Source organism: Diaphorobacter sp. LR2014-1 (assembly GCF_002916785.1).
Classification (GTDB): domain Bacteria; phylum Pseudomonadota; class Gammaproteobacteria; order Burkholderiales; family Burkholderiaceae_C; genus Diaphorobacter; species Diaphorobacter nitroreducens.
Window position 1 is genome coordinate 65,508 of the sequence record NZ_MTBE01000008.1, and the last position, 12,241, is coordinate 77,748.

5 protein-coding genes and 1 pseudogene are annotated in these 12,241 nt (G+C 59.0%); 1 reads left to right on the forward strand and 5 read right to left on the reverse strand.

The genetic code is table 11. From position 1 onward, the window contains the following. Positions 1 to 19: 19 nt before the first annotated feature. From BV908_RS08790 to BV908_RS08800, 3 genes and pseudogenes are all read right to left on the reverse strand, one after another. Positions 20 to 1,354 (reverse strand): aminotransferase class I/II-fold pyridoxal phosphate-dependent enzyme, encoded by a 1,335-nt coding sequence (locus BV908_RS08790; protein ID WP_103737870.1) that lies wholly within the window; start codon positions 1,352 to 1,354, stop codon positions 20 to 22. Beyond that, the gene (locus tag BV908_RS08795) at positions 1,351 to 8,853 is read right to left on the reverse strand and encodes a type I polyketide synthase (RefSeq protein ID WP_103737871.1); all 7,503 of its coding nucleotides are present in this window, start codon (positions 8,851 to 8,853) and stop codon (positions 1,351 to 1,353) included. Before BV908_RS08795 ends, BV908_RS08790 begins: the two co-directional genes overlap by 4 nt. An 88-nt stretch (positions 8,854 to 8,941) precedes the next feature. Continuing rightward, positions 8,942 to 9,682, reverse strand: a pseudogene (locus tag BV908_RS08800) (IS5-like element ISAte1 family transposase); the annotation flags it as partial. Between the two features lie 46 nt (positions 9,683 to 9,728). Between BV908_RS08800 and BV908_RS08805 the strand changes: the two are divergent. Further along, on the forward strand, positions 9,729 to 9,896 hold the full coding sequence (locus tag BV908_RS08805) for a hypothetical protein (protein WP_172751362.1): 168 nt from the start codon (positions 9,729 to 9,731) through the stop codon (positions 9,894 to 9,896). A gap of 19 nt (positions 9,897 to 9,915) precedes the next feature. On the opposite strand, the gene BV908_RS08810 is transcribed toward BV908_RS08805, so the two are convergent. Further along, a complete protein-coding gene (locus tag BV908_RS08810) occupies positions 9,916 to 10,437 on the reverse strand; it encodes a hypothetical protein (RefSeq protein ID WP_103737873.1) in 522 nt (173 codons plus the stop codon). Then, on the reverse strand, positions 10,434 to 12,005 hold the full coding sequence (locus tag BV908_RS08815) for an IS66 family transposase (protein ID WP_103737934.1): 1,572 nt from the start codon (positions 12,003 to 12,005) through the stop codon (positions 10,434 to 10,436). The genes BV908_RS08810 and BV908_RS08815 overlap by 4 nt, the downstream gene beginning before the upstream one ends. Positions 12,006 to 12,241: the final 236 nt, after the last annotated feature.

A 12,241-nucleotide genomic window follows, 5' to 3' on the forward strand; every position in this document is an offset into this window, starting at 1 on the left:
GATTCAAAATTTACAAGCTCTATATTAAACGACTTAAAACTTGAACAGCGGCGTTAATATGTTCAATCTTATGCTCCGAGTTAATAAAAAATCGGAGTCTTGCGGATTTTTCTTCTACTGCAGGATACAAAATTGGCTGAACATTGATGCCAGCATCCAGCAGCTGCCCAGATAGTTTTGCGGCTTTGAGGGAACTGCCATTCATGATTGGCACTATGGCATAGCCCTCTGAATTTCCTGTGGGAAGGCCATTTTTTTTTGCTTGCTGTAAGAAAAACCGGGTATTCTCACGGAGCTGATTCACACGTTGAGGCTCTTTTAGCATGATCTGCAGAGCAGCCAGAGACGCGGCGGCCAATGCAGGGGCTATGCCTACACTGTAGACAAAGCCTGGGGCTGCATATTTCAGGTGCTCGACCAAAGCTCTTTCGCCAGCAATGTAGCCGCCGCAACCAGCCAGGGTTTTTGACAGGGTTCCCATCCAGATATCCACGTCTTTACCACTCATACCCATATGTTCATGCAGCCCCTTGCCGGTGGCACCCAAAACACCGAGGGAGTGCGCCTCATCCACCATCAAGAAGGCTTTGTGGCGGCGTTTGATGGCTACGAGACGAGTGAGATCTGGCGTGTCACCATCCATGCTGTAGTGGCCTTCTACGGCAATCAGTACGCGCTCAAACTGCCCTCGGATGTCGGTAAGCATGGCTTCCAGTGCCACTAAGTCATTGTGCGGAAAGGATCGGCGCGCGGCGCCCGAGAGCTTGATGCCTTCCAGCACGCTGTTATGAATGAGGCTGTCGTGGATGACCAGATCTTTGGGCCCAAAGAGGCACCCAATGGTGCTGACATTGGTGGCGTGGCCACTGACGAAAACAATGCAATCCTCTACCCCGTACAAGTCAGCCAACGCAGCTTCAAGTTCTCGCTGTATGGGCCGCTCACCTGCGACCAACCGACTAGCAGATACGGTAGTGCCATAGCGGTCTATGGCCTCTTTAGCAGCCAGGCTCACCGCAGGGTGGCCGTTAAGCCCCAGGTAGTTATAGCTGGAAAAGTTGATGCAGTCGCGCCCATTGATACGTGTGGTGGCACCAGCTGTTCCCTCATGCACCCAGAAAAAGGGGTTGGTCAAACCAAAACGATTGGCTGCCGCTTTGGGTACCAGCATTTTTTGGTAACCAGGCAAGCGGTCAAACCGGGTATATGCGTCAGGCACATGGGGATGCGGGTCCGCTTGCGCTGCTAACGAGGCGCTGACGGCATCCGCAGCACCATGCACCGTGCCTTTTTTTCCGAGAATGCGGTGGATAAGTTGGTCTTTGGCTTTTTGCGCCAAGCTGTTGTTACTCATTCGATCAGTTGTGCGCCGTTTTCTGACAATGCCTGCGCGTCTATGGTTAGTTCTTGTATTTGCTCTTGGGTCATGCCACCGCCGTGTTGTTGCACAAGATCGGCTACCAGCGCTTGCTCTGTGTCAACAGCGCTGGAGTCGGTGGCGCCAATAAGCTTGTCGATGATGCGCGAGGCCACCGTTTGCACTGTGGGCGCGTCATTGAGCATCATGGCAGGCAACTGGATACCAAACCGCTGCTCCAAGCCCAGTGCCAACTCCACCGCCATGAGTGAGTCCATGCCAAGTTCGTGCAAAGAGACCTGAGGGGCAATTTTTTCGGGAGCAATACACAGTGTTTGGGCTACTTGTTGCGTGACCAGCGCTTGCACCAGAGCTGCTGTCTCTGTAGCGCTCTTGCCTGCCAATTGCGCCCTGAAGTCGGTAGCGTCTTGACCGGTAACGTTGTCATTTCTGTGACGATTGAGAACGGTAAAACGACTGCCAGACGATGAAGGCAACAGGCGTGCCAATGCTGACCAATCGAAATTGGCAGCCATAACGACTGGAGCGTTGTGCTGCAACATGTCATCCAATTGATCCAGCGCCTGTTGAGCAGACATGGGAGGCCTCCCCAGGCGTTGGGCCAAGCTGTCTTTCACGGCTTCATTGCGTGCAAGATAGCCAGCGTCACCCACTGGCCCCCAGGCTATGCAAGTTGCGGGCAAGCCCATATGACGCCGCAACGCGGCCAAACCTTCAAGCCCAGCATTGGCTGCCACATAGTTGGCCTGGCCAGGGTTGCCAATGGCAGTGGTGATAGATGCATAGAGCACGAAGTGGGTGAGCGGCAGATGCTGAGTTTCTCGGTGCAGGTTCCATGCCCCCACGAGCTTGGCACCCACTACGCGGGCAATGCTGTCACCATCAAGCTGGGCGAGTAATCGGTCGTCAAACTGTGCTGCGGCGTGCAACACGCCCCGAATGGGCGGGCAAATATCAGCCAGGCTCTGGATCAGATGCGCAACCGCTTGCGGGTCCTCAATATCGCAAGCCTTGATCACTACCTGCACGCCTTGGGCCTGCAAGGCCTTAACTGCTTCGTCTATCCCAGGAGTTTGCAGACCGCGCCGACTTACCAGTACCAGGCTCTCAACACCACGTTGTGCCAGCCAACGCGCCGACGCAAGCCCAAAGCCGGACAAACCACCGGTGACCAACCACGTGCCAGAACCAAGATGAACTTGCACTGGCGGCTTGCCAAGGGCCTGGACATCAGGGCGCTTGCCACCCATGGTGACCACGATCTTCCCAATGTGCCGGGCCTGTTGCATGGCCCGGAAAGCATCAACGACATGCTCCGCCGCATAGGAACGGTATGGCAACGGCACCAGCACCTGGGCATGAAAAAGTTCCATCACCTGCTGGAATAGGTTTGTCGCGAGTTGAGGACGCCCATTGAGGAGTTGATCGGCATCAATCCCAAAGTAGCTGATGTTGTCTTTGAAGGGGCGCAGCCCCACTGGGGTGTTCTCAAAAAAGTCCCGTTTACCCAGTTCTAGAAAACGTCCGAAGGGCCTGAGCACAGCCAAACTGCGCCGCATGGCCTCGCCCGCGAGCGAGTTGAGCACAACGTCGACACCCTGCCTGGAAGTTAACTCCAAGATGTCGTCTGCAAATTGCAGGCTGCGCGAATCAAAGACATGGTCTGCACCCAGCAACTGCACGAAGCTGCGCTTTTCTGCGCTACCCGCAGTGGCAAATACCTCAGCGCCCAGATGCTTGGCCAACTGAATGGCTGCGATGCCAACACCGCCAGCTGCGCCATGGATCAATACGCGTTCCCCGGGCTGAAGATCCGCCAGTTGTTTGAGCGCGTAGTACACGGTAAGAAATACGGTCGGCACAGTTGCTGCGGCCTCGAATGACCACCCTGCGGGCAAGATCGCTACGGCATCCGCTTGCGTTATCACATGGCTCGCAAAGCATGCCGACCCAAAACCCATGACGGAATCTCCGGGCTGCAAATGCCTTACCTGCGCCCCTACTCTGGTAACCAGACCAGAGAACTCTAGCCCAAGGCTGGCGCCTGCAAAACCGTTTTCGACAGCCTCGTCAGGCAGCAACCCCATGGTGTACATCACGTCACGAAAGTTGAGACCCGTGGCTTGCGTCTCCACCTCCACCTCTCGCGCGCCAATCTCGCGTTCAGGCAGCGATAGCCACAGCAGGTTGCGCAGCTGACCAGGCACTTGAAAGTCCAAGCGGAAACGTTCCGTGAGCCTGGGCTCTGTCCCTGCCGGAGCACTGACGGAAGCATGCTCTTGAAGCATGGGCGTATGGCGTGCCTGTGTAGTCAGGATGATTTCGTTGGCTCCGTCAGGGCGCAACAGTTCGCTAACCACCCGTTCACGCAGTTCCGCCAGATCTGCCGCCAAGTCGATGAGTGTGCAGGAGAGTTGCGGACACTCGTTCATCACGACACGACCCATGCCCCATACCGCAGCTTGAGCCGGGCTGGGCACCACAGGCGAATCGTCTTGCTGCGCTAATACACCCCCACGGGTCAGCACCCACAACCGGCTCGTTTGGCCTCCATGGCCCGATAAGTGTTGAACAGTGTGCAGCAATCGGGTGAGGGTGAGGTGGGCATCGCAAACACTGTCGCTCCAACCCTGAAGGTGTACCACATGGTCTGCCTTCTGCTCAGCATTGAGCTCGGTGGTGACCGTGACAGACTGACCCACGGCAAGCAATTGGGCGGCCAGCATTTCCGCCCAGTCGGCACTTGCGCTGTCAACGAGCAGCAGCCAGGATGCCTGCTGCTGTTCGGACAGTAGGTGCGGCGCCGCTGGTTGTTGTGCCAGGACAAGATACGCACCTTCTGCCAATTCTTGCGCAGCGTTTTCCTGAAAGACAACACAGTCTTGCCAACCCAGATGGCCCAACAATTGCTGCCATGCAGAAGGAGGCAACAGTGGCGACTCTGGTTTGTCCGAATGACTCCCAGCCACACGCCACCACGCAGGGTCACAACCTTCCGTCAGACAAGCGCTCCAGTCGGAGTACCGCTCGGCAATCAGCAACAGACCGCCAGGTGCGAGTTTGCCTTGCAGTTTTGCGAGCACAGCCCGGGGGCTACTGGCCCTGTGCAAGCAGTGCCGCAAAACGATCACGTCAAACAAGTCTGGGCTCGGCGACTCCTCAGCCAAAGCCATGTCCGCCGCACTGTAAGTGGCCACATACATGTTGGACCAACCTTGGTATTCCGCCTGATGACGCGCCTGAAGGGCATCGTCAGGGAGCGCAAGCACATAGTCGAGGCGATCCGGTGAGACTGTGCCAAGCAATACCTTGGGCAACTCTGTGACGCCCACCGAGATTTCCAACACCCGCAGCCGACATTGTTTGGGCCAGCCCTGCGCCAGTTCCTGAAGCATCCGCTCCAGCGCAAGCCGCATACCGAGATAAGCCGGGTCTATGTGAAAAAGCTGCTCAGCAATAGGCGAGTGTTCGATTTCTTGCGCCAATGCTGCGCCTTGCATTTCGCCTCGCAACAGCGCTGGCCATTGGGAGCCAGCACGCGCCAACAAGGTGAGTTGTGGCAAACAGGCCGGTGCGTCACGCATCAGCATTTGCCATAGCTCCTGCGATACGGGCAACTCAGCGTCGAGTGCAAGGCTCCAGCCGCTCTGCCCTTGTTGCAACAACCCCTCTTCTTCCAGCAATTGTGCCAACCAGCGGCCCAGTGGCGTATCAACAAGCTGGTGCAAGCGTTCTTGATCGGACAAGGAGCGACAGGCCTCATATCCGAAAGATAGGGTTAAGGCCTCCAGCAGCGGCAGAGTCTCTTTAAACCAGAGTGACCGCTGCTGAGCATAGGGCTCCAGGATCACTTTGGCCTGCTCTGCCAGCTGGCTGAGCGGAGGCACCGGTGAGGTCGCTGCTTCCATCGGGTGTGGGGTAAGCCATGGTGTGACACCCCAACGCGTCACCTTGTTGTCTACCGATCCCTTGATGTGCGCGGCACGGAAGCGACAGCCGCTTGCAATAGCTACCAGGCGGCCTTCAGCGCTGAAAAGCTCAAAGTCGGCAAGCACCGATCTGGTGCCGCCACGCTGCAAACAGGCTCGCAAATAGCTCACCGGGCCTGGAGCCAACAGTTCCAGACGCCCCACCTTGACGGGCAACAGCGCCACGCCTTGACCCGCCTGTATGGCTTCAGCAAAAAAATCAACCAGTGTTTGAAAGCACACATCCAGCAGCGCCGGATGCAATAAGTAACCGTCCAGCGTCAAATGCTCTGGCAACTGCAGTTTTGCCTGCAGGGTATGCCGACTCATCTGGGCACTCACCAGCCCTTGAAAACTGGGGCCGTAAGCCAGTCCCAATAGAGCAGCCAACTGGTAATGTTGCGAGCAATCCACTTGGCGTTCTGGCGCCTTAACCGCTTCAATGCGAGAAACAGGCAAGCGATGCGTAGGCTGCAGCAGTCGGCCGGCCGCATGCGTTGTCCATTCATCTTGGCTAAGGCGTTGGCGACTCTTGATATGAAAGCTGCCATCCCGCGCATGAATGGTCATGCGTAACGTACGGCCATGCTCCTCGTCAAATACAAGGGGGGCAACGATGTCCAGTTGCTCCACTACAGCATGCACATTACCGAACCATTGATGTGCTGCAGCCAGCGCCATCTCCGCATATGCGGCACCGGGATAGACCACAACACCTCCAACCTGGTGATCTGCCAACCAAGGCAGAGTGGCTGGATCCAGGGTGTTTTCCCACGAAAGCTCGGCGCCAGGCAGACGCCATCCCAACAACGGGTGAACCCGCCGCTGTTCAAAACCCAGCAAGCCCTCCGTGGTGCGCGGATGCCAGTGGCGCTCTCGTTGCCATGGATAGTTGGGTAGCTGGACCGGCTTTCCAGGATAGCCAAAGAGTGTCTTGAGGTCATCTCGCGCCCCCAGCAGATGGAGCCGAAGCACTACATCTCTCAACCTGAGTGCTCCATCGTCCCCCCGCTTGAGCGTGGGGAGCACACGCCCCTGTGCCTGGGTTGGCGCCAAGGACTCTGTGATGTAGCGCTGGAGAATGGCGTGGGGGCCTATCTCGACAAAAACCCTACAACCTGCCTGAGCAGCTGCATCTACCGCCTGCGCGAACTGCACCGGCTCGCGCACATTACGCCACCAGTAGTGGGCATCCAGCGCCTTGCCGTCCAGCTTGTTGCCGGTAACGGTAGATACGAACATACCCTCTGCCGCAGAAGTGGGCTCAATACCCGCCAGCCGCTGGACAAGCTGCTCTTCGATGGGATCCATGTAGTGACTATGAAAAGCGTAGTCCAGATCCAGCATTCGAAAGAAAACGCCTTGATCTACTACCCTTTTTTGGAGCTGGCAGAGATCTTCCAGACTGCCCGAGAGGGTGACATTGCCCGGACTATTAATGCCTGCAATTTCTATATCGAGCACGCCACCAAGATCGTCGAGCACCTGCTGCACATTTGCAGCAGACAGGCCAACTGCAGCCATGCGCCCCTGCCCTCTGGTCATTCCCTGGGCCTGGCTGCGGGCACAGATAACCTCTATTGACTGCTTCAGACTCAGGGCGCCACAAGCCCAGGCTGCCGCTATCTCACCCACGCTATGCCCAAAAGATACGGCCGGTTTAACCCCCGACTCTTTTAGTAAGGTGGTAACGGCCACCTGGAGGGCAAACAACAACGGTTGGCCCACGGTGGTGTCTGCCATCCTGGACTGCTCCGGCGCTGCCTGCAGTTCCTCGATCAACGAAAAACCCGTCAATGGTTGCATGGCCAGATCAAGCTGGCGTAGGAGAGCGGCAAAGCGCGGCGATTCATGCAATAGCGCATGTCCCATTCCAACCCATTGGGCACCATTTCCCGAATACACAAAAGCGACGCAGTCGCCGCCAGAGGCCAACCCGTCTTCCTGGGCCAGCCCAGGAACGCTTGCCCCTTCGGCAAAACCCTGAAGCATGTCTGCGGCTTTTTGACTGTCGCTTACATGCAAGGCAATTCGTTTCTCAAGTCGCTCGCGCCGAAAGGCCGCCGAGTAGGCAAAGTCGTACAAAAAAGCGGTGGGAAGATCACGCAAGGCTGCCGCGTATCGGCCGGCAAGTGCACGCAATGCCGGCTCAGAACGTGCCGACAGCACCAGGGGCAAGCACTCATTGGAAGGCGGCTGAAGTGTGCTGCCCGACGCAGGGGCGGATTCTGGCTCTTGCAACAGAACGTGTGCATTGGCGCCGCCAAAGCCAAACGAATTGACGCCAGCAACCAGTGGCCTGCCAGGTAATCTTTCAAGCGCCGTGTAGTGTCGAACCAACCCCAGGTTCAGTTCAGAAAAATGGATGTTCGGATTAGGGTTTGCAAGGTGCAATGCAGGCGGCAAAGCCCTGTTCTTCAGGGCCAACACTGTCTTGACCAGTCCTGCCATGCCTGAAGCAGCCTCCAGGTGCCCCAAGTTGGCTTTGACAGAGCCTATGGGGAGGGGATTGGACCGCGCCACCCCATAGACTTGCCCAATCGCATGTGCCTCGACAGGATCTCCGACAGCTGTTCCTGTGCCATGGGCTTCAATGAAGTCGATATCCGCCGCCTCCAGTCCGCTGCGAGAAAGCACTTCGCGCATCAGTTCCGTCTGGCCCGCACTGCTAGGAATGGTAATGCCGGTCTTTCTTGCCCCATCCGCATTGACGCCTGAAGCACGAATGACCGCCTGAATCGTGTCCCCATCAGCCAGCGCCCTGTCCAATGGCTTGAGCACCAGGACTGCGCCCCCCTCCGCGCGCACATATCCATCACCAGCCGCATCAAAGGGCTTGCAGCGCCCCCCCGCCGAAAGCATAGACGCCTTGGTGAACCCTACAAATGGATAGGGGTGCAACAGCAGATTGACCCCACCAACCAGAGCCACCGAGGATTCGCCATGACGCAAACTGTTGCAGGCATGGTGCAATGCCACCAGCGAGGACGAACAAGCGGTATCCACTGCAAGCGACGGCCCATGCAAATCAAATACATAGGAAAGGCGGTTGGCAGCAATGCTGAGCGTGTTCCCTGTCATGGAATACGCTGTCATGCTGGACATATCGTCCAGACCGCGCGTACCGTAGTCCAGCCCAGAAATGCCTACATAGACTGCGCAGTCCGACCCCGCCAAGGAGGAAGGGACAATGCCCGAGTTCTCCATGGCCTCCCAGGCCAACTCCATGAGAAGCCGTTGCTGAGGATCCAGCCAAGCAGCCTCACGGGGTGAAATGCCAAAAAAACCAGCGTCGAATTCTTCGATGCGCGATAACACCCCTGCAGAAAAAGTGACACTTCGACCGGGTTCCGCCCTGCGTGGATGTTGAAGCTCTGGCACAGCCCACCTCTCGGCAGGGACTTGCGTCACAAGATCCCGCCCCTCTTTGAGGGCAGACCACAGACTGGCTTCATCCGCCAAGTCACCCGGAAAACGAAACGCCATGCCAACAATGGCAACCGGCATATGAACTGAAGTACTCAATCTCTGACACTCCCGCAAAACAGTCTACGCATGCTTGCTATATTTTTTAAATCGCAATAACAGTCGGCCTTTGACGGCAAGCTCGCAGGGCTTCGTTGCGCCCGCCCGCTCCCTCCAGCGTTTGTCTCCAAGGCCTTGCATTCTTGCGCGGGGGAATCACCGCCTGCGCACCTCTTTGCGCTATCGCCGCGTGGCACCCCTTTGTGTCGTAGGCTCCATCCCCACCGACACTTGCCACCGGCTCATCGAGCGGTATCTGGGCCAACAGTTCGGGCAGCATGGGGGCATCGCCCACGCTGTTGTCTGTGACTTCAATGGCCCGAATCTCCAGCGTGTGGGCATCAATGCCCAGGTGCACCTTGCGCCATTGCCGCCGATATTCGGCTCCGTGCTTCTTGCGTTTCCATTCCCCTTCACCCAGGAACTTGATGCCCGTACTGTCCACCAGCAAATCCAGCGCTGTGGCGCTGCGCTGGTAAGGAAGCTGCACCTGCAGCGTCCTCTGACGGCGACTGATGGTGCTGAAATCGGGAACCCGCCAATTCAGCCCCGCCAGACGCAGCAGGCTCTGAATCAGTCCCAGGCTCTGGCGCAGTGCCAAGCCAAACAGGCACTTGATGCTCAGGCAAAACTGGATGGCCGCATCCGTGAACGTCTGCTGGCGACCTCGTTTGCCACTGGCAGGTGCGTACCACTGCATGTCTTTGTCCAGCCAGATCGTCAGCGCCCCTCTGACCTTGAGTGCGGCGTTGTACGCAGCCCAGTTGGTGGTCTTGTAGCGGGTCTTATTAGGCCCTTGGGGTTCATTCATGCGCCGAGGTTACCAGTGCAATGGGGCTGGTTTGTGCAACAAAGCCGTGTTGAACCGTCTGTGGCTGGAGCCGCGCGCCGAATTGGTGGACTACGCAGATCGCGGTGCGGCAATTTTTAAGGCGCATGCTGACGTGCCGGTTGCCGCATTGCACTGGGGCATGGCCGTGGCCACCTATCCCTTCTTCGTAAGCGTCGCCTCAACACCCTCTTGACGAGGAGGACGGGAGGCAGTCAAACGTCTACGACGTGGCGCAGCAGGGCGAAGCCGACGCGCCAGTGGGTGCCGTCGCCGGGGTCGATGGTGGCAGTGCGGCTGTTGATGCGCACGATGGTGCCCACCACAGTCTGCAGGTACTTGTCCTCGAAGGCAACCTTCTCTCCACATCGGAAGTCGTTGCGCGTTGGTCGCGGTGCAGCGGGCGGCTCAGGCGCCACCGCTTGAGGATGCGCCGCAGGATCGGGCTGCGGCGGTTCGATCGCGGCGTAGGGCAGCTTCCATTCCTTGCGTTCCTGCAAGTCCTGCAAGGTGACCTGTGTCTCGCGCATGGCCACGACCTTGCCCTGGCGCAGGCTGCCATCGCGCCAGTCCACAAAGCGCACTGTCTGGCCCAGGTGCATGTCCTTGCGCACGGCAATGATGCGCCGCGGATCGGCCAGCAGTCGCTCGATCAGCGTGCTCAGCTGGAACAGCTCCAGGCTGCTGGCGTTCTGCAGGGCATCCAGCACCCGCGGGTCGAGACCAGGTGCACTCATGCTGCCCGGCGCTGCTGTGCCCGGTTGGCCCCTGACTGCATCAGGTTCCAGGGCAACAGCTCGTCGATGCGGTTGATGGGGTGCTCGGCAATACGGCTGAGCACCTCGCGCAGGTAGGCCTCGGGATCCAGGCCATTGAGCTTGGCGGTCTGCACCAGGCTGTAGATCGCGGCGGCGCGCCCGCCGCCAGCGTCCGAGCCCATGAACAGGTAGTTGCCCCGTCCCAAGGCCACCCCACGCAGCGCCCGCTCGGCAGCGTTGTTGTCCATCTCGATACGGCCGTCATCGCAATAGCGCGTCAGGGCCTGCCAGCGAGTGAGGCTGTAGCCGATGGCTTGTGCCAATGCCGATTTGGCCGACACCCGCCCCAGCAGTTGGCTCAGCCAGGCGTGCATCTCCTGCAGCAGCGGGCTCGCCCGCGCTTGGCGTTGGACTCGACGCACTTCTGGTGGCTGCCCTCGGATCTCACGCTCGATCGCATACAGCTGGGCGATGCGCCGCAGGGCCTGCGCCGCGATGGAGGTCTCGTCGCGGCCGCTGCTGAGGTACAGATCCCACCAGGGCCTGCGCGCATGGGCCCAGCAAGCGGCCTCGGTGATCTGACCTGATCCGTAGAGCTTGCCCCAACCGCCATAGGCGTCAGCCTGAAGGATGCCCCGGTATTGCCGCAGGTGCCGCTGTGAGTGTTCGCCCTTTCGGTCCGGCGTGTACTGGTACCAGGCTGCAGGTGGATCGCTCGATCCGATCGGGCGGTCGTCTCTGACGTACACCCACAAGCGCCCGGTCTTGGTCTTGCCCCGTCCGGGCTCAAGCACCGGTACCGGCGTGTCGTCTGCGTGGATCTTGGCCGCCGCCAAGGTGTAGCGCCCCAGCGCCGCCACCAGCGGGTCCAGCAACTGATCGGCCTGCTCGACCCAGCCGGCCAGCGTGGAGCGGTTCAGCTCAACACCGCTGCGGGCATAGATGCCGCTTTGACGGTACAAGGGCAAGTGGTCGCAATACTTGGAGACCAGCACATGGGCCAGCAGGCCGGCGCCGGCCACACCACGCGCAATCGGGCGGACCGGTGCGCTGGCCTGGAAGATCGTCTGGCAAGCCACACAGACCAGCTTGGGCCGTACATGCCGGATCACCTTGAAGTGCGCGGGCACGTACTCCAGCTGCTCGGAGACGTCTTGCCCGATCTTGCGCAGCCGGGCACCGCAGGCCGTGCAGCCGCAGGGCTGACCCGCACTGTCGTGCTGACTGTTGCTAACCTGGGGCAGGTGTTCCTGGACGTCGCGCGGCAGATGCGCCGGAAGGCGGCGGTCGATCTGCGCGTCATTGGCTGGCGACTGTGTCGATGCGAGCTTGGATCGGGAGGTCATGGCTACATCGCCGCCATCGATCAAAGGCATTTGTGCCGCCCACTGTTCACTGGAGCTGCCGAACTCGGCGCGCACGCGACGCAGCAGTTGCAACTTGAGCTTGTCGACCATCAGCTTGAGCAGTGCCACCTCGCTATCGCGCGCCTCGATGATGCGCAGCAATTCTTCGCGGCTCGGCTGTGATGGGGTAGCTCTGGACACGGCCTCGATTGTGCCGCCCACCCGCATGGCAGGCGATCGGGAATGACCCGCAACGGCAGCCCTACGCGGCCAGCTCTGGCCGATGCGTGCGCGCTGGCATGCGCCAATCGATGGTTCTTCGTCGTTTCGTGTGGAATTTGACAGCGAGAATCCATCGCAGTGGAGCCCGGTGGGGCTTGTGGGCAACTCGGCAATCCGAGTTGTCCACAAATCCACGGAGCGGTGTTCTTTGCCAA

Coding starts and splice junctions, on each gene's coding strand:
- BV908_RS08810 (WP_103737873.1), bottom strand. CDS start 10,437: ATGAGTGCACCTGGTCTCGACCCGCGGGTGCTGGATGCCCTGCAGAAC.
- BV908_RS08795 (WP_103737871.1), bottom strand. CDS start 8,853: ATGCCGGTTGCCATTGTTGGCATGGCGTTTCGTTTTCCGGGTGACTTG.
- BV908_RS08790 (WP_103737870.1), bottom strand. CDS start 1,354: ATGAGTAACAACAGCTTGGCGCAAAAAGCCAAAGACCAACTTATCCAC.